The organism is Parabacteroides sp. KHUB-02 (assembly GCF_056640955.1).
Genome location: NZ_JBWQEV010000001.1, coordinates 3,026,201 through 3,051,143, shown reverse-complemented (window position 1 = coordinate 3,051,143; position 24,943 = coordinate 3,026,201). Strand labels below are relative to the sequence as shown.

At 46.9% G+C, this 24,943-nt stretch carries 20 protein-coding genes; 17 read left to right on the top strand and 3 right to left on the bottom strand.

The features are described from left to right. The first annotated feature begins 504 nt into the window (after window positions 1-504). From ACYIA1_RS13460 to ACYIA1_RS13450, 3 genes are all read left to right on the top strand, one after another. A complete protein-coding gene (locus ACYIA1_RS13460; RefSeq protein ID WP_039848939.1) occupies window positions 505-1,755 on the top strand; it encodes a hypothetical protein in 1,251 nt (416 codons plus the stop codon). A gap of 11 nt (window positions 1,756-1,766) precedes the next feature. Next, complete coding sequence (locus tag ACYIA1_RS13455; RefSeq protein WP_009018316.1) at window positions 1,767-4,097, top strand: carboxypeptidase-like regulatory domain-containing protein; 2,331 nt, start codon at window positions 1,767-1,769, stop codon at window positions 4,095-4,097. A gap of 64 nt (window positions 4,098-4,161) precedes the next feature. After that, window positions 4,162-4,893: a YjbH domain-containing protein gene (locus tag ACYIA1_RS13450; protein ID WP_009018315.1), complete on the top strand. Its 732-nt coding sequence runs from the start codon at window positions 4,162-4,164 to the stop codon at window positions 4,891-4,893. 104 nt (window positions 4,894-4,997) lie between these two features. On the opposite strand, the gene glsB is transcribed toward ACYIA1_RS13450, so the two are convergent. Both glsB and glsA read right to left on the bottom strand, forming a co-directional pair. Beyond that, the gene (gene glsB / locus ACYIA1_RS13445) at window positions 4,998-5,972 is read right to left on the bottom strand and encodes a glycine N(alpha)-acyltransferase GlsB (protein WP_005866962.1); all 975 of its coding nucleotides are present in this window, start codon (window positions 5,970-5,972) and stop codon (window positions 4,998-5,000) included. Window positions 5,973-5,984: 12 nt separating this feature from the next. After that, the gene (gene glsA / locus ACYIA1_RS13440) at window positions 5,985-6,809 is read right to left on the bottom strand and encodes a lyso-glycine lipid O-acyltransferase GlsA (protein WP_195205471.1); all 825 of its coding nucleotides are present in this window, start codon (window positions 6,807-6,809) and stop codon (window positions 5,985-5,987) included. Between the two features lie 476 nt (window positions 6,810-7,285). Between glsA and rsmH the strand changes: the two genes are divergently transcribed. From rsmH to ACYIA1_RS13370, 14 genes are all read left to right on the top strand, one after another. Continuing rightward, window positions 7,286-8,203 (top strand): 16S rRNA (cytosine(1402)-N(4))-methyltransferase RsmH, encoded by a 918-nt coding sequence (gene rsmH, locus ACYIA1_RS13435; protein ID WP_129984525.1) that lies wholly within the window; start codon window positions 7,286-7,288, stop codon window positions 8,201-8,203. Window positions 8,204-8,215: 12 nt separating this feature from the next. Then, the gene (locus tag ACYIA1_RS13430; RefSeq protein ID WP_005861360.1) at window positions 8,216-8,569 is read left to right on the top strand and encodes an FtsL-like putative cell division protein; all 354 of its coding nucleotides are present in this window, start codon (window positions 8,216-8,218) and stop codon (window positions 8,567-8,569) included. An 18-nt stretch (window positions 8,570-8,587) separates the two neighbouring features. Next, window positions 8,588-10,783 (top strand): penicillin-binding protein, encoded by a 2,196-nt coding sequence (locus ACYIA1_RS13425; protein ID WP_039848975.1) that lies wholly within the window; start codon window positions 8,588-8,590, stop codon window positions 10,781-10,783. A 2-nt stretch (window positions 10,784-10,785) separates the two neighbouring features. Continuing rightward, window positions 10,786-12,246 carry a UDP-N-acetylmuramoyl-L-alanyl-D-glutamate--2,6-diaminopimelate ligase gene (locus ACYIA1_RS13420; RefSeq protein WP_009018313.1) on the top strand — a complete coding sequence of 487 codons (1,461 nt, stop codon included), beginning with the start codon at window positions 10,786-10,788 and terminating at the stop codon, window positions 12,244-12,246. 13 nt (window positions 12,247-12,259) lie between these two features. Then, complete coding sequence (gene mraY, locus ACYIA1_RS13415) at window positions 12,260-13,519, top strand: phospho-N-acetylmuramoyl-pentapeptide-transferase (protein ID WP_480335502.1); 1,260 nt, start codon at window positions 12,260-12,262, stop codon at window positions 13,517-13,519. Between the two features lie 3 nt (window positions 13,520-13,522). Next, window positions 13,523-14,860, top strand: a complete 1,338-nt coding sequence (gene murD, locus ACYIA1_RS13410; protein ID WP_009018312.1) for a UDP-N-acetylmuramoyl-L-alanine--D-glutamate ligase — start codon at window positions 13,523-13,525, stop codon at window positions 14,858-14,860. 11 nt (window positions 14,861-14,871) lie between these two features. After that, the gene (locus ACYIA1_RS13405; protein WP_005866970.1) at window positions 14,872-16,179 is read left to right on the top strand and encodes an FtsW/RodA/SpoVE family cell cycle protein; all 1,308 of its coding nucleotides are present in this window, start codon (window positions 14,872-14,874) and stop codon (window positions 16,177-16,179) included. After that, window positions 16,176-17,282, top strand: a complete 1,107-nt coding sequence (gene murG / locus ACYIA1_RS13400; protein ID WP_480335499.1) for an undecaprenyldiphospho-muramoylpentapeptide beta-N-acetylglucosaminyltransferase — start codon at window positions 16,176-16,178, stop codon at window positions 17,280-17,282. Before ACYIA1_RS13405 ends, murG begins: the two co-directional genes overlap by 4 nt. A 5-nt stretch (window positions 17,283-17,287) precedes the next feature. Further along, window positions 17,288-18,676, top strand: coding sequence for a UDP-N-acetylmuramate--L-alanine ligase (murC, locus tag ACYIA1_RS13395; protein ID WP_005861375.1), 1,389 nt, complete (start codon window positions 17,288-17,290; stop codon window positions 18,674-18,676). Then, window positions 18,673-19,401 carry a cell division protein FtsQ/DivIB gene (locus ACYIA1_RS13390; protein ID WP_005866972.1) on the top strand — a complete coding sequence of 243 codons (729 nt, stop codon included), beginning with the start codon at window positions 18,673-18,675 and terminating at the stop codon, window positions 19,399-19,401. The genes murC and ACYIA1_RS13390 overlap by 4 nt, the downstream gene beginning before the upstream one ends. Window positions 19,402-19,406: 5 nt before the next feature. Continuing rightward, window positions 19,407-20,765: a cell division protein FtsA gene (gene ftsA / locus ACYIA1_RS13385; RefSeq protein WP_005866973.1), complete on the top strand. Its 1,359-nt coding sequence runs from the start codon at window positions 19,407-19,409 to the stop codon at window positions 20,763-20,765. A 33-nt stretch (window positions 20,766-20,798) separates the two neighbouring features. Next, window positions 20,799-22,163, top strand: a complete 1,365-nt coding sequence (gene ftsZ / locus ACYIA1_RS13380) for a cell division protein FtsZ (protein ID WP_005866974.1) — start codon at window positions 20,799-20,801, stop codon at window positions 22,161-22,163. A gap of 19 nt (window positions 22,164-22,182) precedes the next feature. Further along, the gene (locus ACYIA1_RS13375) at window positions 22,183-22,632 is read left to right on the top strand and encodes a GatB/YqeY domain-containing protein (protein ID WP_005861384.1); all 450 of its coding nucleotides are present in this window, start codon (window positions 22,183-22,185) and stop codon (window positions 22,630-22,632) included. 115 nt (window positions 22,633-22,747) lie between these two features. Beyond that, window positions 22,748-24,157, top strand: a complete 1,410-nt coding sequence (locus ACYIA1_RS13370; protein ID WP_087343704.1) for a carbon starvation CstA family protein — start codon at window positions 22,748-22,750, stop codon at window positions 24,155-24,157. A gap of 53 nt (window positions 24,158-24,210) precedes the next feature. On the opposite strand, the gene rprY is transcribed toward ACYIA1_RS13370, so the two are convergent. Then, window positions 24,211-24,942, bottom strand: coding sequence for a response regulator transcription factor RprY (gene rprY, locus ACYIA1_RS13365; protein WP_005861388.1), 732 nt, complete (start codon window positions 24,940-24,942; stop codon window positions 24,211-24,213). Window position 24,943 lies beyond the last annotated feature (1 nt).

The window sequence follows — 24,943 nt, the reverse complement described above, 5'->3', positions numbered from 1 at the left end:
GAAGGGCCAAAAAGTAAGTTAACTTAAATGGCAAAGTAAGCTAACTTAAATGCCCGAGTAAGTTAACTTACTTTGCCAGCGAAGCTAGCTGACTTTGGAAGCGGGGTTATGTACATTTTAAAATAATGAGGTCGTTTTCTAAATATGAAGTGTCATTTGTTGATTTTGGCGCAGGCTATTATGAGAAGTATCTATGATAACAATAAAAATATTTAGATTGAAAACGACTGTAAAAAACGATCGTTTCAATTAGTCGTTTGCAAAGGTAGACATTTCTCCGAGACCGGCAACCTTTTCCGATTAAATTTTATCCTGCTATATATCTTCTTCTCAACAGGATAGATTAATCAAAGTGTCACGAATATGACAAAAGAGCATCATCTTTTTGCTTTCTAAAAAAATGCAAGATCTAAACGATCGTTTTCACTAGTCGTTTTTTATGTGGAAGGGTAAGAATAAGAAAAACAGTAAACCAATGATAACTTGGAATCAAACTCTAGAGATATGAATAGAAAGTCTTCTATACGAGCCATTTTACTCCGTAAGGAATGCCTTTTATTTTTTTTGCTACTATTGCCTATGTTTACAAAGGCCCAATATAATAAGGTATATGCGGATATCACCGCGAATATGCTGGTCGATATGGGTTTTGAGAATGTTGTCTGGTCGGAGGACGAGAAGGAGAGAGTGTATGTCTTGGAGAATACCCCTTGGCGTTTGCAGGGTGTGGGACTGGCCCATGCCATAGACCGCATCCAGAAAACAGGCTTGCCGGAGAAGGGCAAATCCTGCCGTATCGTCGTATTGGATAATAATATACCGCAGATCTCATTGATCTATACGGCAAATCCGGACAGCTTGAAGGCGGCTCCCGGCTCCTATGCGGCCCGTTCCGCCTGGGATGCTACTTACGATCTGGGCGATAGCTGGGATAAGGTGAAAAAAGAGTACCGTATGAATAGCTCCTTATTTAAAGTAGACGTGGTGGTTTATCCGGAGTTGTATCTGAAGAACCTCATTATCACACAAATATACCAAGTGTTATTCAACCTCTCGCCTGCGATCGAGGTCTCTTTCTGGAATGGGATGAAGCTGACGGCGCAAATGGTGTTTCCTATATATAATGATGGATATGGTCCTTGGGCGGGTAAGATTCACCCGGGCATGGTTACCCTTTCCCAATCTTTTCGTTTACCTTATCGTACGTTTGCTAGAGCCAGTATCGGTTTGTTCAATGCGGATCGTTATGGCGTGGATTTAGCGGTAACCCATCATTTGAAGGATGAACGTTTTTCTTTGGAAGGACGTATTGGTTGTACGGGTACGGGATCTTGGCATAAGTTCGAATATCATTATGGGACTCATCAGCGGGTCACTTGGTCGTTGGGAGGTAGTTTTTACTGGTCCAAATACAATACACAGGTCTCTTTGAAAGCCGAGCAGTACTTGCTGGGAGAGGTCGGTGGACGGATTGACTTGATCCGTCATTTCCGCCATTGCTCTATCGGTTTTTATGCGATGAAGGCGCAAGGTGCTTTGAAAAACGGAGGTTTCCGGTTTCAAGTGGCTCTTCCTCCTTATAAATATAAACGTAAGAATGTGCGGGTGCTTCCTTCTGACAACTGGGGTATGTCTTACAACGCCGGTAATGAACGCTATTATTATAAGGGGTATAAAGCCTCACCGAATGATAACATCATGCAACAGAATCAATTCAACCCGTACTTTATAAAGTCGGAATTACTCAATTTTTAAATAGTTTTATTATGAGAACAATTACAAAGTTACAGACCTTATTGGTCTTGTTCCTTACGACAGCCATGATTGGCTTCGTTGGTTGTAAGGATGACGATGATGATGTGCCTACTCCGGATGGTGGTGGCACTGTTGCCACCTATGCGATTGGTGGTACGGTTATGGATGCCAGCAACAACCCAATGGCTGGCGTTAGCGTAGCTCTTTCTGGAGCTCAATCTCTTAGTGCTACGACGGGTTCTGATGGAACGTACTCTTTCGACTTGAAAAGTACACCAGGCTCTTACAAAATCGCCTTTAAGTCGGAAGGCTATGCAGACAGAAGCTATGATGTGGATGTGAAGAAGATCGAATCGGGTGTTGGACAGTATGTAGTAAACGCCGTCATGGTAAAGGGCACGACTCCCGATACTCCGAAAGAGTATAAGAAGGCGAAGTACAATCTTTCCGTATCGATCGAGGATGTTGTGGGAAAAGCTATCTCTACTTCCAGCCTTTCTGTTGTCGTAAAATACGGGGATAAAGAGATCGCTAAAGAGAATAAACCTAATTTTAAGGTCTCTGATGTGACTCCCGGTATCTACGACGTAGTAGCTACAGCTTCCGGATATACTAAAGCCGTGGCTAAGGTTGTCGTTTCAGCCGTTCCGGATCAAGAAAAGAAAGAGGGCGAAGGTGATACATTCGACGTTGAGTATCCAGCTATTATCGTGATGAATGTCGCTCCTTCTATTCCAGTAGACCCGGATGATCCTTCTAAGCCGACAGATCCTTCTGACCCGTCTGATCCTTCCAAGCCAACAGACCCGTCTGATCCTTCCGATCCTTCCAAACCGACAGATCCGTCAAAAGCGACTTATATCGTATCTGGTATAATAACAGACCTATCTACGGGCGCAGACATCAAGACAGCGGAAGTCACATTGATGTTAGGAAGTGAAGAGTTATTTATTTCTAAGAATGAGAGTGAGTTCTCTTTCAATATCGCATCATCAAAGGTTACGGAGGATGCTCAATTTATCTTGAGTGTTAAAGCCGCAGGTTATACGAGCTACTCTCGTACGATCATCTTTAAGGTCGGTCAGAGTATGAACTATGTATTTCCTATCACATTGAACCCTATAGGTACAGGTGGAAATACGGAGATTGATTTTTCTAAATATGGTGTTCAGGTTCCGGAAAAAGAAGCGGAAAAAGTAGCGGATGAGATTAAGAATGCGATTAACGCAGGCGGAACCGAAGAGGTTAAGGTGTCTGGTGTCACTTATGTGGATGAGAATAATGTTGAGCAAAAAGTAGACGTTGTCATTCCTGCTAATGTCTTAGATAACTATAAAGGTGCGGATAATGAGGTTCAAGCTCCAGTTATTAAGGTTTTGAATCAAAGTGATGCTGAGAAATTGACAGAATCGATAGGAGTGATTGAAAGTACGACCGCTGATGGTATAAAAGAGAAAGATGAGGTAAGTTTGGTCGCGGAAAGTGGTAAGCCTGTCGTTATCGTTATGCCGGCAAGTAGTAATCAAACATTGGTGATTGAACGTGATATGTCTGCGGAAGCTCTGCAATCCAATAATGTGACTTCTGATGCTGGTGCGGTAGCCAGTGTAAGCCGTGTATATAAAGGCGAGCCTAGCGGTACGGTATTCTCTCCGGCTTTGAAGATCTCGTTCGACGCTCCGAAGGATTTGGTTTCTTCTACACAGCCTATGGCATTGTTATATGCGACCACAGGCATAGATAATAAGGAGATCATGAAGATTGATCCTACGGCGGACCCTGTTTATATCAATGGTACTGGTGCGGAAATGTCTGTCGCTCACTTCTCTAAGTTTGCCGCAGGTTTTGAGTTGGCATTAGCGGAAACTGAAGATATCAGTACTGATACTACAATCGTAGAAAAGGTTGTTGACTACTGCTCTGATGGTAAGGCAGGAAACATTCCTGTAGTTGTTACAACTACAAATGCTTATGTTGGAGAAAACTTGCAGGATCTAGTCGGAAAATCTAACGTAGATGGTCAAGTCGCTAAGAATGCGGTTTATAACCGAATCTCTAATCGTTTGCAAGCTGATGGTTATCAGATAGGTATCCAAACATCATTGACAACATCCGTTCCTACGGAAGCTGATCGTACGGTCGCTTCTATGAGCTTGAAGAAGACATATACTACAAATACGTATGTATTTAAGTTTATGACAAAGGGTAAAAAGGTGGAAGAGATTCAGGTTGTAGCTAAAAAACTTATCAAGATAGAAGGTACTCCTGTTTACAAGCAATCCCACGGTCACGGACATGGTGATGGCAATAACGCCGGTGGCGGTATCATCATCCCGGATTAATGCTTGATATTTGAAGCTTGATTAAATAATGTTGAGCCGGAAGTTTATAAGTAAACAAAGAAAAATGAAGAAATTACTCTTATTGATCATATTCTTAAGTTGCTGGACGATACTTCCGGCTCAATTATCTTATGGCACGACAGGGCTATTGCATGCCCCGTCCGCCGATATGCAAAAGGACAAGACCGTGATGCTTGGCGGAAACTTCTTGCATCAAGAGCTTACGCCTCCCAAGTTTAATTTTAATACGTGGAATTATTATTTGAACGTGACGATCTTCCCGTTTCTGGAAGTAGCGTATACTTGTACGCTGTTTACGGCCGAGAGCCTTGGATTGGATAAGCATGGCTATTCCGGATTCACGAACCAAGATCGTTATTTCTCCGCCCGCTTACGTGTGTTGAAAGAAAGCAAATACATCCCCGCTGTCGTGCTGGGGACTTCGGACCCTTTTACGTCATCCGGGCATAAATTCGCTTCAGCCATAGGGAACGGCTATTTCTGCCGTTATTATCTGGCCGCTACCAAACATTTTCAGCTGGGAAGGGGAACCTTAGGCGTTCATTTATCCTATCTGTATAATCGCCGTGAGGATTATCCCTTGAACGGTGTGGCGGGAGGTATCACCTACAATCCTTCATTCGCCCCGCATTTGAACGTCATAGCCGAATACGATTCGAAAGACTTCGCTATGGGAGCCACTTACCTGCTATTCAATCATATACATTTTCAATTCGAATTGCAGCGAATGAAGTATTTCTCCGGTGGACTATGCTATAAGATTTATTTGAGATAAAAAGAGGTTCAGCCTTTGTCCGTTTTTAATCCGCTTGGAGGCGAACGGTTAGGCTGAACCTTTTTATATCTTGTTACGCTGTCGCGCTAGCCATATCTACGGCTTTATTCCCCGATGAAATTCTTTCGTATCAACTCGGCGGACTTGTACTCCTCTTCCAGATACGTCTCAATATGCCGTTTCTTCTTATCCTCTAATATCTCGTTAATAGCGATTAGGATACCCGTTTCTTCCACCTCTCCAAACTCATGGTTGATCGCTGTGCCGAATACACGCATCTTAGGCGACAAGCTCATGTAAGCATTTACCAAAGGAGGCACGTTGATGCCAAATTTACGAACCTCTTGGTTCAATACCTTGTAGTTATCCTTGAAATTATCGTGAGGGAAAAGAGATCTCATCTTCTCTACATCCATATTAGTCTCCAAAGGATATACCGGAGTGATCAGTTGGTCTGCGTCCGGGAAATGCAATCCGAGGAAGTATAAGATCATATTACGGGCCTCTTGGTTGTACGTATTGTACATAGTCACCTTCCCGAAATAATACCTCAAGCTCGGATCAACCACGGATAAAGCCCCCAATCCATCCCACAGGTTATCCAACACGAATAAGCCTTTCGCCCCGGAACGGGTGGATTGATACTCCAGAGCCACGAACGAGCGTCCCAACTCTACCGTATAAGGAAGGATCTCCTTGATAAATTTCTCTGAGAAATTAAACAAGTGCGAGGTCGCCAAGATCGGTTTACCATTCTCGTCGAACTTAACGTCCGAACCGCAAAGGAAACGGTATCCCCCCAAGATCTGCTCATCTTCCGGGCTCCAGACAATCAGCTGGCGGTAAGCGTCTTCCATCGTGTCATACTCATCGATATCCACAGGGAATCCCGTGCCACCCCCGTAATAACGGAAAGCGACCTCCCGCAGACGCCCTATCTCTTGCATGACATTGGGTGAGTCGTGCGCCGTGACGATATAAATCTCATTCTTCGATTTATTGGTACTTCTCAACCTCTTCTCTTTGGTCAATTCAGCCTTCAGTAGTGCCCTGTCTATGGGATTGATAATGTCTTGCATATGTTTCGTCTGTTAATCCTTGAGTTTGTAAACCTTGTTTTTTATCCACTCTGCCCATTCGGCGGGTTTCTTGCCGTTGTCGAATGTCTGCCAAGGGATAGGCTTCCCGAAATAAATCCGGAAGGTCTTATGTTTGCTCCGGAACATCTCGTCCGGTAAATAAATCATCTCATAATTCATCTTTATACCCAGCGCCTTGCGTATCCGGGCGAGGTTGTAGAAGAAATTGGAATTCTTCCCGTCGAAATAGACCGGTACGATATCCCGCTTGTATTGCACCGCCTTCTGGATGAACGATTTCTTCCACTCCAAGTCTTGTATCTTGCCACCAATCTTGCGAGAGCATAATCCAGCGGGGAAAGTGATGATCTGGTCGTCCGAGGCAAAAGCCTCCTCCAGCATCCGTGCGTTGTCCTTTCCTTGGGTGCCGTGTTTGTTGATCGGTACAAAGATGGATTTTAGATTGGAGAGATAAAGTAATAAATCATTGACCGGATACTTGATGCGGCCTTCGAACCGGGAACCGATAACGGCGGAGAGACAGATACCGTCCAATCCTCCGAGCGGATGGTTGGAGGCGAAGATATAGCGCCCTTCGGTCGGGATGTTTTCCTCATGTACCAGATCGAGGGTAAGGTCAAAATAGCCGATAAGCTCACGCATGAAATCTACCCCTTCCTTATCGTGGTAACGGGTTAATATATCATTCAGTTCCTCTTGATGAACCGTGCGAATCAAGTAGTCCACGATAAATCCCGGAATCTTGCGTGACGCCTTGGGCGCCTTTTGTGCCAATACTTGCTTAATATCTATCTTTGTCACACCTTGTTTTGCCATCTATATAAGCTTGTCAAGGGGCAAAGATAAAGTTAATAATTAAAACGAGAGAGGTTTGAGTGAAGTTTTTGCTTTTTCGCCAGCTATCTTGGCCTTTTCCCCTTGATCTTTTAGCCGCTACCATTAGGGAGGTTAGTCCCCGGGCGCTTGACTATCGGTTATCTAACGGCTGTTGGACGATCATGCACCAACTGTTAGAAGATCATCTACCAACTGTTGCATGATCATCCAACGGCCGTTAGAAGATGAAGGTGAAAGGAAGAATTGGTTAACGAATACCGGTGAAAAGCGTAAGAGATAAGGACGAAAAGACGAAGGGTTAACGACCTGTTGATAACTTTTTCCTACTTTTCTTATATAAATGTTGGCGGGTAATTTTGGAAATGTGTACTTTTACCCACCGATAAGGCATGTGCGTGCGTATCAAAGGAGTACGGCGCTTGATTTTAAGAGGAAGTTTAACGTAAGAACGACGAATGGAAGAAAAAGATAGTTGCTATCATGTACCGGTAATGCTGCGGGAAAGTCTGGAGGGATTGGATATCCGTCCCGACGGGATTTACGTGGATGTTACGTTTGGCGGTGGAGGACATTCCCGCGAGATCTTGAAACGGTTGGGTAGCGGGGGCGAACTTTACGGCTTTGACCAAGACGCGGACGCGGAGCATAATATCCCGGCAGATCCACGATTCACTTTCGTGCGCAGTAATTTCCGTTATTTGTATAATTTTATGCGTTACTATGGAGAAAGCGGGGAGGTAGACGGTCTGTTGGCGGATTTAGGTGTCTCTTCCCATCATTTCGACGATAAGGATCGCGGTTTCTCTTTCCGTTTCGACGGGGCGTTGGATATGCGGATGAATACGCGTGCGGGGCAGACCGCCGCCGATATCGTGAATAATTATACGGCGGAGGCGTTGGCCGATGTGTTTTATCTATATGGCGAGCTGAAGGTGTCACGGAAATTAGCCTCTGTGCTGGTGAAAGCCCGTGAGACAAAGAAGATAGAGACGATCGGGGACTTCTTGGAGGTGATCAAGCCGTTTACGGGGAAGGACAAGGAGAAGAAATTCTTGGCGCAAGTCTTTCAAGCGCTTCGTATCGAGGTGAACGATGAGATGAGGGCGCTGAAAGAGATGCTGCGGAGTACCTTGCGGGTGTTGAGGCCGGGAGGACGTTTGGTGGTTATTACGTATCACTCCTTGGAAGATCGTCTGGTAAAGAACTTTTTGAAGACCGGAAACTTCGAGGGGAAATGCGAGCAGGATTTCTTCGGGAACGTACGATCGCCTTTCCGCTTGGTCAATAATAAGGTGATCGTCCCGACCGACGAGGAGGTGGAGCGGAATCCCCGTTCCCGGAGCGCCAAGTTGAGAATCGCTGAGAAGGTATAAGGAGAAATAGATATGGAAGAAAACGGACAACATAAGAAAACGAGGAAGAAGGAGAAGCGTCTTTCGTTCTGGTATATACTCGGTGGCGGCGTGCTGAAAGAGGATTTTATCTTGAGGCATACGCGCATGATCGTGTTACTTGTCGTGTTGGCGTTTTTCTTTATCGGTAACCGGTATACTTGTATGCAAAAGCTGCGTGAGATCGACCGGTTGCAACAGCAATTGAGGGATGTGCGTTTCGAGGCGTTGTCGATCTCATCCGAGTTGACCGGCAATAGCCGCCAATCGCAAATCGAGTTGCTGATCGAGGAGCAAGGTATTGATCTGGAGGGTGCGAAAACCCCTCCTTATGAGTTATATAAGTGAGATAAGGTGTAAATGGGTATGTCTGAAGAAAACGAACCGAAAGAAATAGAGCCTAAAAGTAGCCGGATTTTATTCTGTTACTTCGTGGTCGTGCTGTTGCTGGGGCTTGTGGCCGTAGGAATTCTGTTCCGTGCCTTTGATACGGCCTTCGTGGAGAGGGATAAATGGATGAAGGTGGCCGAGAGCCAGAAACGACCGAACCGTTTGGTGTTGCCCGGACGTGGCAATATCTATTCGTCGGACGGTAAGTTGATGGCTACCAGCGTGCCTCGTTATTATATGTATATCGACTTTAAGGCGGATGCGTATACTCCGGCTAAGGATGCCAAGTATAATTGGCTGGATACGTTCAAGACGTCCAAGAAGGATGGGGTGGACTCGTTGGCGTTTTATCTTTCCCGTAAATTGAAGGATCGTACGCCGGCGGGCTATAAGGCTTATCTGCTGAAAGGGCTGAGCGGTAAGAGTCGCCAGTTCCCGATTTACGCGGGGAAGGTCTCGTATTCGGATTTGAAGGAGATCCGTAAGTTCCCGTTCCTTCGTCTGGGACGTTATAAGAGCGGTTTTTATACGAAGGAGATGGTGCAGCGCCAGAAACCTTTCGGGACCTTGGCGTCTCGTACGATCGGTGATATCTACGGAGAGATCGAGGAGGGTGGAACTACGAAGGGGAAGAATGGATTGGAGTTGCAATACGATTCGCTCCTGCGGGGGCAGGCCGGGTTGAGTTCCGTTCGTCGTGTCGGTGGAGGCTGGACGAACGTGATTGAGGTGGATCCGGTGGATGGCATGGATATTCGCACCACGATCGATATCAATATACAGGATATAACCGAGAAATCGCTGGTCGATAAATTGAAGGCGATCGATGCCGAGTCTGGTACGGCTGTCGTGATGGAGGTCGAGACCGGAGAGATCAAGGCGATCACGAATATGGGGCGTATCCGTGAGGGCGTATATGGCGAGACGAAGAATCATGCCGTGGCGGACGAGATCGAGCCGGGCTCTACTTTCAAGGTGGCCTCTATCATGGTGGCCTTGGAGGATGGTTTATGCAATCCGGGAGATACGGTCGATGTAGGCAATGGTATATATATGTATAAGGGTGCCCGCATGACGGACCATAATATGAATAAAGGCGGATACGGTCGGATCTCGGTGGAGCAGGCGATTTGGTATTCCTCCAATATCGGTGTGGCCAAGACGATCCTGAAAGGTTATTCGGATAACCCGACAAAGTTCGTGGAGGGACTGTACCGTATCGGTATGAACGCGGATCTTCGTTTGGAGATACCGGGGGCGGGACGTGCCAAGATACGTCGTCCGGATGATACGACCCGTTATTGGTCCAAGACCACTTTGCCTTGGATGTCGTTCGGCTACGAGACGCAGGTACCGCCGATCAATACGCTGGCGTTCTTTAACGCGATCGCGAATAACGGAAAGATGGTTCGCCCGATGTTTACGAAAGAGATCTTACATAACGGCAAGACCGTGCAGAGTTTTTCCACGGAGGTGATCAACTCTTCGATCTGCTCGGATCATACGCTGGCGTTGATAAAAGATATGTTGCTGGGAGTCGTGGAGAAAGGGACCGGTAAGGCGGTTCATTCGGATATTGTCCGGATCGCCGGAAAGACCGGTACGGCGCAGATCGCTACGGGCGGTGTCTACCGTACGAGCGGGCACCAAGTCTCTTTCTGTGGCTATTTCCCGGCCGATCATCCGAAGTATTCTTGTATCGTGGTGATCCGCCGTCCTCGTATCGGTTATCCTTCGGGTGGTACGATGTCGGGAGGCGTGGTGCGTGCGATCGCCGAGAAGATATACGCCAGCCATATGTCGTTCGATGTCCGGGATATGGAACGGGATTCGATGGCCGTGATGGTACCTCGTGTGAAAGGCGGCGACCTGAGGGCGGTAGAGGAAGTATTAGATGAATTGGATATTAAGGCGGATACGGACAGTTTGGAGACAAAGTGGGTCGTAGCCTCCGCCGAGCAAGAAGAGAATAAGGTAAAATTAAGCGATCTGACGATTCGTGAGGGACTGGTACCCCGGGTAGTCGGCATGGGTGCTAAAGATGCGGTTTTCTTGTTGGAGCAAGCCGGTCTGCGTGTCTCTTTGTCGGGTGTCGGACGGGTCGTTTCGCAGAGTATTCAACCCGGACAGCGAGTGTCTAAGGGGCAGACCGTATTATTAACATTGAAATAGGTATGGAACTAAGGGATTTAATCGGTGCGTTGGAAGCTCCTATGTTGATGGGGGCGGATAATGTGGATATCACGAATATTCAATCAGACTCTCGTCGGGTGACGAAAGGGTCTTTGTTTGTCGCTGTGAGAGGTACGGCCGTGGATGGCCATGCCTATATGGACAGCGCCATAGAGAAGGGGGCTGTCGCTATCGTATGCGAGGAGGCTCCGTCCTATTTGGAGGGGAGATGCTCGTTTATCGTGGTGAAGGATTCGGCGGAGGCGCTGGGTCTTTTGGTTTCCCGCTGGTATGGTGATCCTTCCGGGAAATTGGTGTTGGTAGGCGTGACGGGTACGAACGGGAAGACTACGATCGCTACCTTATTATATGAGATGTTCCGGAAGATGGGGCATAAGGTGGGATTGCTTTCCACGGTATGTAATTATATAGATGGCGAGGCGGTACCGACGGATCATACGACACCGGACCCGCTTACGCTTCATTCCTTGATGGCCCGGATGGTAGAGGCCGGATGTGAGTATGCTTTTATGGAGGTTAGCTCTCATTCGATCGATCAGCGGCGCATCAGCGGCTTGTCTTTCGACGGGGGGATTTTCACGAACCTGACCCGCGATCATTTGGATTACCATAAGACCGTGGAGAATTACTTGAAAGCGAAGAAGAAATTCTTCGATGACCTGCCTGCCGGGACTTTCGCCTTGACGAATGCCGATGATAAATCCGGCTTGGTGATGTTGCAGAATACGAAGGCGAAAAAGCTGACCTATTCCTTGCGTACCTTGGCCGATTTCAAGGGAAAGATATTGGAATCTCATTTCGAGGGTACAGACTTGATCATTAACGGTCGGGAGGTTATGGTGCATTTCGTGGGACGTTTCAACGCTTATAACTTGCTGGCCGTGTACGGAGCCGCGGTTTCTTTAGGGAAAGATCCCGAGGAGGTGTTGATCGTGCTGAGCACGCTTCGCTCCGTATCCGGTCGCTTCGAGACGATCCAGTCTCCGCTCGGTTATACGGCGATCGTGGATTACGCTCACACGCCGGATGCCTTGACGAATGTACTGAATGGCATTCATGAGGTATTGGACGGGAAAGGACGTATCATTACCGTCGTGGGTGCCGGGGGAAACCGGGACAAGGGGAAACGCCCGTTGATGGCGAAAGAGGCTGCCAAGCTGAGCGATCAGGTAATTCTGACTTCCGATAACCCGCGCTTTGAGGAACCGGATGATATTATTAACGATATGGTAGCCGGATTGACGAAAATGGATATGGAACGTGCCTTATGTATCACGGACCGTACGCAAGCGATCAAGACCGCTACGATGTTGGCGAAGAAAGGGGATGTGATCCTTGTTGCCGGAAAAGGCCACGAAGACTATCAGGAGATCAAGGGGGTGAAACATCACTTTGACGACCGTGAGAAGTTACGCGAGATTTTTTCGACACAACAATCATAATATTTAAGACGACATGCTTTATTATCTTTTTAATTATTTGGATCAGTTGGATTTCCCGGGAGCGGGTATGTTTAAGTACGTATCTTTCCGCTCGGGGTTGGCCTTGATCTTGTCCTTGTTTATCTCTACGGCGATCGGCCGGCGTATCATCGATAAGTTGCAAATGTTGCAGATCGGCGAGACGGTGAGAAATCTTGGGCTGGAGGGCCAGATGAGCAAGAAGGGAACGCCAACGATGGGAGGTATTATCATTATTATCGCTATATTGATCCCGACTTTACTGTGTGCCAAGCTGAATAATATCTATGTGATATTGATGTTGGTGACTACGGTTTGGCTGGGAGCCTTGGGATTCGCGGATGATTATATCAAGGTGTTCAAGAAGAATAAGGAGGGCATGCACGGACGTTTCAAGATCGTCGGGCAGGTAGGACTGGGCCTGATCGTTGGCTTGGTATTGTTCATGAGCCCGGACGTGGTGATCAAGGAGAATATGGAGGTGCGCCATGATAACGTGATCGAGGAGGTGCGTTATCATACGGTGGAGACCAAGTCGACAAAGACGACCATCCCGTTCTTGAAAAACAATAATTTCGATTACGCCAACTTGGTGAACTGGGCGGGCGATTATAAGGAGGAGGCCGCATGGCTGGTGTTCGTGCTGATGGTGATCTTTGTGGTGACTGCCGTGTCGAACGGAGCCAATATGACGGATGGATTGGACGGCTTGGCTGCCGGGACATCGGCGATCATCGGGGTGGCGCTCGGTATTTTGGCCTATATGTCATCCCACTTTGAGTTCGCCTCGTTCTTGAATATCATGTTTATACCCGGCGCGGAGGAGTTGGTGGTTTATGCCGCTGCCTTTATCGGTGCCACGGTCGGTTTCTTATGGTACAACTCGTATCCGGCCCAAGTATTTATGGGAGATACGGGTAGCTTGACCTTGGGAGGTATTATCGCCGTTTTCGCGATCATCATCCGTAAGGAGTTGTTGATTCCGATCCTTTGCGGTATTTTCTTGGTGGAGAATATATCGGTCATGTTGCAAGTGGCCTACTTTAAATATACGAAGAAGAAGTATGGGGAAGGTAGCCGTATCTTCAAGATGGCTCCTTTACACCATCATTTCCAGAAACCGGGAAACGCGGGTATACAGGCGTTGATCCAAAAGCCGTTCAATGTCGTGCCTGAATCGAAGATCGTGGTCCGTTTCTGGTTGATCGGTATTATTTTGGCTGTTATGACGATAGTTACGTTAAAGATGAGATAAAAGATGAGTAAGAGAATGGTTATATTAGGGGCCGGGGAGAGTGGCGCGGGAGCCGCTGTCTTGGCGAAGGCGAAAGGATTCGACGTGTTCGTGTCCGATAAATCGTCTATCAAACCTAAGTATAAGGAGATGCTGGACAACCACGGGATTCGTTGGGAAGAGGGACAGCATACCGAAGCCGACATCTTGAGTGCCGACGAAATTGTCAAGAGCCCGGGTATTCCCGACAAGGCTCCTATCATACAGTTATTGAAGAAGCAAGGTACGCCGATCATCTCCGAGATCGAGTTTGCCGGAAGGTATACGGACTCGAAGATGATTTGCATCACGGGTAGCAACGGCAAGACGACAACGACGATGCTTACGTATCATATACTGAAAGAAGCGGGCGTGGACGTGGGCTTGGCCGGAAATGTCGGAAACAGCTTGGCGCTTCAGGTTGCGGAAGATCCACATGCGGTCTACGTGATCGAGTTGAGCAGTTTCCAACTGGATAATATGTACGACTTTAGAGCGGATATCGCTATTATATTGAATATAACACCGGATCATCTGGACCGTTATAACTATGAGATGCAGAATTATGTAGACGCTAAGTTCCGCATCTTGCAAAATCAGACGAAGGACGACGCCTTCATTTTCTGGAACGATGACCCGATCATAGCCCGTGAGATCGCCAAACGGCATCCTGAGGCTACTCTTTACCCATTCGCTGAGACACATGAGAACGGCGTGAAGGGATATACGGAAAATAATCAAGTAGTTATTGAAACGGCAAACGGAACATTTACGATGGAACAAGACCTATTGGCATTGACTGGTACGCATAACCTGTATAACTCTTTGGCTTCGGGGATAGCGTCCAAGATCGTGGACATTCATGATGAGAAAATACGTGCCTCACTCAGTGATTTCACGGGTGTTGAGCACCGTTTGGAAAAGGTGCTTCGCGTGCGTGGTGTTGATTATATCAATGACTCGAAAGCTACGAACGTAAACTCTTGTTGGTATGCCTTGCAGAGCATGACGACTCCGGTCGTTTTGATCTTAGGGGGCACGGATAAAGGGAATGATTACTCGGAGATCGAGGAATTAGTGAATAAGAAGGTACATTCATTGATTTTCATGGGTGTGGATAATACGAAACTGCATGCGTTCTTCGACGGGAAAGTGGCGAATATTGAAGACGCCCGCTCGATGGAGGAGGCTGTGGCGAAAGCTTATAAGATGGCTCATAAGGGAGATACGGTATTGCTCTCTCCTTGTTGCGCCAGCTTCGACCTGTTCAAGAGCTATGAGGATCGGGGCGATCAGTTCAAGGCTTGCGTACGTAATTTGTAATAAAGGATAAAATGGATCTGGCGAGTAAACTGTTTAAGGGCGACCGGGTGATATGGATCATCTTCATGTTCCTGTGTCTTATATCGGTGGTGGAGGTGTTCAGCGCGACCAGTACGATCGCTTATAAGAACGCGAATCACTGGGCGCCTATCGTACGGCACGCCACCTTTTTATTGGGGGGTTTCGTCATGGTATTGCTGTTACATAATATACCGTGTCGTTTCTTCTCTGCGTTTATTATATTATTGCCGGTCTCGATGTTGATGTTGATCGTGACGCCCTTTATCGGCGTGGACGCTAATGATGCGCATCGATGGCTGGAAATCATGGGAATACAGTTCCAGCCTTCGGAGTTCGGGAAGCTGGCTTGTGTCGTGTTTGTCGCTTTCTTGCTCAGCAAGCGGGGGAAATTAACGGAGAACCAGATCTTTAAGTATATACTGATTGGAGTAGGACTCACCTGTGTCTTGATTCTGCCAGAGAACTTCTCTACGGCGTTTATGCTATTCGGGGTTTGTTTCCTGATGATGTTTATCGGTCAGTTGCCATTTGGTAAGTTGGCGAAGCTGGCGGGCATCTTGATGTTGGCGTTGGTATTGTTCTTGGTGTTGCTTAAGTTTACGCCAGCCGCTATTACTCAGTATTTGCCGGATCGATTCGTTACTTGGCAGGGGCGTTTGGAGCGTTTCTTCGACGGGCATAAGGATAATTTGGATGAGAGTGGTACGTATAAGATAACCGATGATAATTATCAGGTAACCCATGCGAAGATAGCTATTGCCAGGGGAGGCGTATTAGGACAGATGCCCGGACATGGCCAACAGCGTGACTTCCTGCCACAGGCGTATTCAGATTTTATCTATGCGATTATCATAGAGGAACTGGGTATCGTTGGGGGGATCTTTGTACTGTTGCTTTATATAATGCTGCTAGTGCGGGTCGGGATGATCGCCCGGAAATGTGATAAATCATTCCCGAAATTCCTAGTGTTGGGATGTGGGTTGCTGGTGGTAGTCCAAGCCTTGGCGAATATGGCGGTAGCCGTGAATTTAGTGCCCGTTACCGGGCAACCGATGCCGTTGGTGAGCCGGGGGGGTACGTCTACGCTTATATCTTGTATCTATTTCGGGATCATATTGAGCGTAAGTCGTTTTGGAGCCAATATCGGAAATGAGGATGAGGAAGAGGAGGATACGGAGAATCCAGAGAATCCTTCCGACGAGCCATCCGGAGAGACAATAAATCAGGCGGTCGAGGGAGAGAAAGAAGATAATCCGCTATCGGCTGTCGAAACGATAACTGTAGAGTCAAAAGTATGAGAAAGTACCGGATCATAATAAGTGGTGGTGGTACGGGAGGCCATATCTTCCCGGCCATATCTATCGCTAATACTTTCAAGAAACGTTTTCCGGATGCGGAAATCTTATTTGTGGGGGCGGAAGACCGCATGGAAATGGATAAGGTTCCGGCAGCTGGTTATAAAATCGTAGGTTTACCAGTGAGTGGGTTTGATCGTGCCCACTTGATGAACAACGTGAAGGTCATGGCTCGTTTAGCGAAAAGCTTGCGCTTGGCGAGGAAGACGATCCGTGAGTTCAAGCCGGATATAGCGGTCGGCGTGGGCGGTTATGCCAGTGGACCGACTTTATGGATGGCGGCTTCGCAAGGTGTTCCTGCGTTGATACAGGAACAAAACTCATATGCCGGTGTGACCAATAAGTTGTTGGCGAAGAAAGCGAGCAAGATTTGTGTCGCTTACGAGGGCATGGAGAAGTTCTTTCCGGCGGATAAGATCGTGATTACGGGAAATCCGGTGCGACAGGATTTGGAAGAGGCGCTGAGTAAGAAAGAGGAGGCGTTGGCGTTCTTCGGGCTTTCTCCGGAGAAAAAAACGATCCTTGTGGTAGGTGGTAGCCTTGGCGCACGGACGATTAACCGGAGTATTCAAGGGGATCTGGATAAGTTCTTCGCCTCGGATGTACAGGTTATTTGGCAAACCGGTAGGTATTATTACAGCGACGCTTCCAAGCATTTGAAGGCGTACCGGGGAATGCCGGTTTGGTGCTCAGACTTTATTACCTGTATGGATTATGCTTATTCAGCGGCCGATTTGGTGATATCCCGTGCGGGGGCTAGTTCTATCTCGGAGCTTTGCTTATTAGGAAAACCGGTGGTCTTGGTGCCTTCGCCGAATGTGGCGGAAGATCATCAGACCAAGAATGCCTTGGCCTTGGTCCATAAGGATGCCGCCGTTATGATCGCCGATAAAGACGCGGAAAAGGATTTGGTGCCTACTGCCTTGAAGATAGTTCATGACGATGAACGTTTGCGTACGTTGAGCCGTAATATCGAGACCTTGGCGCAACGCCATAGCGCAGACCGTATCGTGGATGAGATTGTTAAGATTATAGATAAGAAATAAGGAATATGGATATAAATAAAGTGACAGCGGTGTATTTCGTAGGTGCCGGGGGCATTGGGATGAGTGCCTTGATCCGTTATTTCCTCGCTAAGGGAAAACGAGTGGGCGGATACGATAAGACCCCTTCCGATTTAACCGAGGAGTTGAAAAAGGAGGGAGCCGATATTCACTATGAGGATAATGTAGCTTTGATCGGGGAGGCGTTCAAGTCGCCCGATGATACGCTGGTGGTTTATACGCCGGCGGTCCCGGAGTCGCATACGGAATTGACCTATTTCCGGGCGCACGGTTTTGAGGTGATGAAGCGGGCACGTGTCTTGGGAGAGATTACGAAAAGCAGCCGGGGTTTATGCGTGGCGGGAACGCACGGCAAGACAACGACCTCTTCTATGCTGGCTCATTTGCTGAAACAATCGCCAGTGGATTGCAATGCTTTCCTCGGAGGAATCCTAAAGAACTACGAGAGTAATTTGATGTTGTCTGATACGAGCGACTTTACCGTGATCGAGGCGGATGAGTTCGATCGTTCTTTTCATTGGCTTACTCCTTATATGGCAGTGATTACTTCCGCAGATCCAGATCATCTGGATATTTACGGTACGGCGGAGGCTTACCGGGAGAGTTTCGAGAAATTTACCTCCTTAATTCGTCCCGATGGTTGTCTACTGATCAAGAAAGGAATCAACGTAACGCCCCGTTTACAGGAGGGTGTCAAGAAATATACCTATTCCGTTACGGAAATAGCGGACTTTTACGCTGAAAATATTCGTATTTGCGACGGAAATATTACCTTTGACTTCGTTGGTCCGGAAATCCGTATTCCTGATGTGGAATTAGGTGTTCCCGTAAAGGTTAATATAGAGAACGGGGTAGCGGCTATGGCGATCGCTTGGTTGAACGGAGTGAAACCGGAGGATTTGAAAAAGGGTATGGCTACATTTGCCGGACCTCGCCGCCGTTTCGATTTCCATTTGAAGACTGATCAAGTGGTATTGATCGATGATTATGCCCATCATCCGGCCGAATTGCGACAGAGTATCTTGTCGGTGAAGGAATTATATGCGGGTCGTAAGGTGACAGGTATTTTCCAGCCGCATCTATATACCCGTACCCGGGATTTCGCTGGTGATTTCGCCGCGAGTCTCTCTTTATTGGATGAGTTGATCTTGCTGGATATCTATCCGGCTCGTGAGGAACCGATTCCGGGGGTGAGCTCTCGGATCATTTTTGATAAGGTGACGATCCCTTCCAAGACGCTGTGTAAGAAGGAAGAGCTTTTGGACGTGGTTGCCGCCGGGAAATATGAGGTAGTATTAATGGTAGGCGCCGGTAATATCGACCGTTTGGTGGAGCCTGTAAAAGAGATTTTATGTAAACAAATAAGGAAACCGTGATCCGAATAATTTCCATAGTAGTAGCCACGTTGTTGTTCTGTTACATCGTGTTTGTGTCGTTTTTCTTTCGGGAAATACGTCAGGACTCTATTTGCCAAGATCTGCAAGTCGTGGTGAAAGACAGTCTGGATAAACACTTCGTGAGCGAGAGTGACCTTGTGTCTATACTGAAGAAAGCTGGGCTAGATCCGATCAAGCGGTCAATGGCCGACGTGAATACGGATCGGATAGAGACGGAATTGCTTAAGAATGAGATGATCGCTCAAGTGGAGGCGTATAAGACTCCTTCGGGTATTATCAAGCTAGAGGTCATGCAAAAGATGCCTATCCTCCGGATTATGGGCGTAAGAGGTAGTTATTACGTGGATAATCTGGGAACCACCATGCCGATCAGTCGTCGGTATGCCGCGCATGTGCCAATTGTGAGTGGATATGTGGAAAAAGAGCTTGCGGTGACCGACTTATACAAATTTGCATTATTTTTGCAAGAGAATGAGTTCTGGAATGACCAGATTGAACAAATCTATGTCTATCCGGATAATGATATAGAACTTATTCCAAGAGTGGGTAACCACCGGATCATGTTGGGTACTTTGGATGAATTCGAAGAAAAGCTTGCGAATTTAAAGCTTTTCTATGAACAAGCGATCCCTAAAGTGGGTTGGGAAAAGTACAGTATGATTAATTTAAAATATAAGAATCAGATTGTTTGTACTAAAAAATAGATGATATGGCATACACAGACTTTATAGCAGCTATTGACCTAGGTACCTCCCATATGGTAGGAATGGTGGGGACTAAGAATGCGACGGGCGCTCTTTCAATCATCGCCTACGAAGTTGAGAACTCTGGCACCTGCATACGAAGAGGATGTGTATATAACGTGAAGGAGACGGCGAGTAAGATAAAACGCTTGATCCTCAAGTTGGAGAATAAACTGGGGGGGACCAAGATCGGGCAGGTATATGTGGGACTGGGTGGCCAGTCACTCCGTTCTATCGAGCATACGGTTTGCAAGGTATTGGGAACGGAAGGAGTGGTCACGGAGGAGATCATAGACTCTCTTTATCAAGAGTGTAAGGATTATCGTCCGGATATGTTGACCGTTCTTGACGTGGTTTCTCCTTCCTATTTTTTAGATGATAAACCAGAGTCCAACCCGGTGGGTGTGCCTTGTAGCCGTATCGAGGCTCGTTACAAGTTGATTGTTGGACGTCCTTCGTTGAAATTAAATATTGTCAATAGCATCTCGGAACAAGCGAAAATCGAGATCGCCGGTATTCTGGTGTCACCCCTCGCGTTGGGAGATGTTGTCTTGAGCGACAATGAGAAGGACTTGGGTTGCGCCTTGATCGGTTTCGGTGCCGGCGTGACGACGATATCTGTCTATAAGGGTGGTAAGTTGGCCAGCCTTTCCGTTGTTCCCTTTGGAGGTAATTTGATAACAAAAGATATAACCAATCTCAGGGTCGTAGAGTCTGAGGCGGAACGCTTGAAGATCACTTATGGTAGCGCGAAAGCGGACCGGGATAATGATATGACCATCCAAGTGAGTTTAGCAGATGGAATGGGCTTGCGTGAGATTAAGCTGGCCGAGTTGAACGGTGTGATCGAGGCCCGTATGGATGAGATCTTAGAGAATGTATATGCTCGTCTGGAGGCTACAGGCTTGATGAGCGTTCTCGGTGCCGGCATCGTGATTACGGGTGGAGGCGCCGCTTTGAAGAATTTACCGGCTGTTATGAGCGAACGCTTGAAGATGGAGGTTCGCTATTCAGCGGTTCGCAAGGGGGTTGTCGCTAGTGGTGATTTAGTGGTCGCCAGCAATCCCGAATATGCGGTAGCCGTCGGCCTCTTGGCGAAAGGAACTAAGAATTGCGCGTTATATATTCCTCCTAAACCGGAGCCTAAGATTGAGCCGGTGGTTGAGCCTGAACCGACAGTGGAACCGACTCCGGAACCGGAACCCGTCAAGGAGAAGCCGAAGAAAGAGAAGAAAAAAGGTCCCGGCTTGTTCGGGCGGTTGACAAAAGGAATCGATACCTTTGGTAAAACCCTCTTCGATGACGATGATAACGAGAGTAAATAACGTGATCTACGAATGTAATAAAACCGGAAGACAATGGACGATACAATATTAAATTTTAATTATCCTACGGATACTCCCAAAATCATTAAGGTGATTGGTGTTGGAGGCGGTGGCGGAAACGCTGTTACTCATATGTATAAGGAGGGCATACACGATGTTACATTCGTGTTATGTAATACGGATAATCAAGCCTTGAACCGTTCGGATGTTCCTATCAAGTTATTGCTGGGACGTGAGATCACGCAGGGATTGGGCGCGGGAAATAAGCCGGAACGTGCGATGATGGCGGCCGAGGAGAGTCTGGACGATCTTCGAGGTATGTTGAACGACGGTACGAAGATGGTATTTATTACCGCCGGTATGGGTGGTGGTACCGGTACGGGTGCCGCTCCGGTTATCGCTCGTATCGCGAAGGATATGGGAATATTGACGGTAGGTATCGTAACCATTCCTTTCTTGTTCGAGGGTGAGCGTAAGATTATACAGGCCTTGAATGGTGTGGAGGAGATCGCGAAGAACGTGGATGCCTTATTGGTAATCAATAACGAGCGTTTGCGTGAGATTTATTCGGACCTTTCCGTGATGAACGCTTTCGGCAAGGCCGATGATACCTTGACGATCGCCGCCAAGAGTATCGCGGAGATCATTACGCTTCCGGGTATTATCAACCTCGACTTCGCCGATGTTAACACCACGATGAAAGATGGTGGTGTCGCTTTGATGAGTAATGGTTTTGGTGAAGGAGAAGGACGTGTTCGCCAAGCGGTGGAAGACGCTCTGAATTCTCCGCTATTAAGCAACAACGACGTAAAGAACGCCAAGAAAATCCTGTTCAACGTATATTTCAGCGAGGAAGCCGAGTTGCGCATGGAGGAGATGAACGACGTGCATAACTTTATGTCCGAGTTCAACCGTGATATAGAGGTTATCTGGGGTACTGCCGTGGATAATACATTAGGTAATAAAGTGAAAATGACGATCCTCGCTACTGGATTTACGATGGATGATATTCCATTGATCGCTGATAAACGCAGGAATGAAGCCGCTCAGATGACGGAAGAAGAATTGCGCTTAGAAGAAGAGCGAATCGAGAAAGAGCGTAAGGAGCGTGATTTGATTGGTAAATATTATGGTGCTTCCGCACAAAAGGCGGGTCGTTTTACCTCTCGTGCGAAAGCGGTAGTTTTGACTCAGGAAGAGTTGGACGATGATGCCTTGATCGCTTTGATAGAGGATAATCCGACTTATAACCGGGATCCGAAGATCGTGGCCCGTGCCCGTTCCAAAGTAGCGGGAGAGGATATTCAAGTATCGGCTCCGACAACGGCGAAGCAACCGGCTAACCAACCTCGCCAAGATTCTCAGCGGGGGGGTAAACAAGTGATCAGTTTCCGATAGTTAATAATATAATAAGGATATGGATTTATTTGAACAAGTCAGTGAAGACATTAAAAACGCGATGAAGGCGAAAGATAAAGTCGCCTTGGAGACATTGAGAAATGTAAAGAAATTTTTCTTGGAAGCGAAAACCGCTCCGGGAGCCAATGATACGCTGACGGATGCGGATGCCTTGAAGATCATGCAGAAGTTGGTGAAACAAGGGAAAGATTCTGCTACGATTTATGTGCAACAGGGCCGTCAAGACCTAGCGGATGTTGAGTTGGAGCAAGTAAAAGTGATTGAGAAATATTTACCTCAACAAATGTCTGCCGAGGAATTGGAGAAAGAATTGAAAGCTATTATCGCTCAAGTCGGTGCCGCTGGCCCGAAAGATATGGGTAAGGTAATGGGTGTAGCCTCAAAAGCATTGGCAGGAAGAGCCGAAGGACGGATGATTTCCGAGACGGTTAAGCGTTTACTTAATTAATTGATTCATACGAAGACCGCACTAAGGGCATTCTGACAATTACTCGTTAGAATGCCCTTGGTACGGTTTTCTCGTATATACCTTTTCCTTTGACAATTTAATTCTTTAGAAAACCATGATTACTTTTACATGTTGTCTGATAGCCCTTATCGTTGGATATTTTACGTATGGTAAATTTGTCGAGCGGGTGTTTGGCGTAGATCCCTCCCGGGTTACTCCCGCTTTCACAAAACAAGATGGTGTTGATTATATACCCTTGCCTACTTGGAAGATTTTCATGATCCAATTTTTGAATATAGCGGGTCTGGGACCTATTTTCGGCGCTATCATGGGGGCTAAATTTGGGGTAGCTTCTTTCCTTTGGATCGTATTGGGAAGTATATTTGCGGGCGCTACCCATGATTTCCTATCGGGAATGCTTTCGTTGCGGCATGATGGAGAAAGTCTTCCTGAATTGATCGGACGGTATCTGGGGAACAACTTTAAGCAATTTATGCGGGGCTTTACGGTTATCTTGATGATCTTGGTGGGTGCTGTTTTCGTAGCTGGGCCTGCAGGGTTGCTGGCTAAACTGACTCCGGAATATCTAGATGCTACGTTCTGGATTATCGTCGTGTTCATTTATTATATACTGGCTACTCTATTACCTGTTGATAAGATTATCGGAAAGATCTATCCATTATTCGCCATCGCTTTGCTATTTATGGCCGTAGGTATCTTGGTTATGTTATTTATTAACCAGCCGCCGTTACCTGAGATTACGGATGGACTTAGTAATACGCATCCGGGAGGCTTGCCTATTTTTCCGATCATGTTTGTTAGTATCGCTTGTGGCGCTATCTCTGGCTTTCATGCTACCCAAAGTCCATTGATGGCCCGTTGCATGAAAAGTGAGAAATACGCCCGTCCCGTATTTTACGGAGCGATGATTACCGAAGGTATCGTAGCCTTGATCTGGGCCGCCGCCGCTACGTATTTCTTCCATAATAACGGAATGGAGGAGAACAATGCCGCTGTCGTAGTAGACAGTATCACGAAAGAGTGGCTGGGCGCTGTCGGAGGTGTATTAGCGATACTGGGTGTGATAGCAGCTCCGATTACTTCTGGCGATACGGCTTTCCGCTCGGCTCGTCTGATTGTCGCAGACTTCCTGCATATGGAGCAAAAAACGGTGGTCAAACGTCTGATGATCTGTATTCCCATGTTTATCGTTGCGATAGGAATCTTATTATATAGTCAAAAAGATAAGGACGGCTTCGATATGATCTGGCGTTATTTCGCATGGAGTAACCAGACGTTAGCGGTATTTACCCTATGGGCCTTAACCGTATATTTGGTACAAGCAAAGAAATTATATGTGATAACCTTGATTCCCGCCTTATTCATGACGGCGGTATGTTCTACCTATATTTTTGTAGCTCCGGAAGGGTTTGGTCTTTCCTCCGGTTTTTCTCAACTTTTGGGGCTACTAGTTACACTGAACGTTTTCGGGATCTTCTTAGTCTGGAAAAGAAAGAAAGTATAAAAAAGGCTGGCTTACATTTAGCCAGCCTTTTCTGTCGTTATTGTTCAAGTGAATTAAAGCACTTGTATGCCTTCCTCACGGGCTTGTTCCTCCCCGGAAGGAGTGATTAATTTATAACCCTTGCCGTGGATGTTGATGATCTCGATACCCGGATCGTCTTTCAACAATTTACGTAATTTCGTGATATAAACGTCCATGCTACGAGCGTTGAAATAGTTATCGTCTACCCAGATTGTCTTCAAGGCGTAGTTACGCTCAAGGATCTCATTTGCGTGGGCGCACAACAAACTTAATAATTCGCATTCCTTCGTAGTAAGTTTCGTAACCTTGTCGCCGATAGCCAACGTTTGTTTTTGGGTATCGAACAAGAAGTTTCCTAACTTGTAGAAAGGAATATCTTTCATCTTCTTACCTTTCACACGGCGAAGGATAGCCTCGATACGAAGCAATAGCTCTTCCATGCTAAACGGTTTTGTCAAGTAGTCATCCGCACCGATCTTGAATCCTTCCAAGATGTCTTCCTTCATAGTCTTGGCTGTAAGGAAGATAATAGGGATATCAGGATTGATAGAGCGAATTTCTTGTGCCAAGGTGAAACCATCTTTCTTTGGCATCATGACATCCAACACACAAAGATCGTATTTACCTTTGGTAAAACCTTTGTATCCGGCTTCTCCGTCAGAGAATAGGTCCGTTACATACCCTTTAGCTTGTAAGTATTCTCTTAAAAGCATTCCTAAATTCTCATCGTCTTCACAAAAGAAGATCTTTAGTTTTTCTTCCATA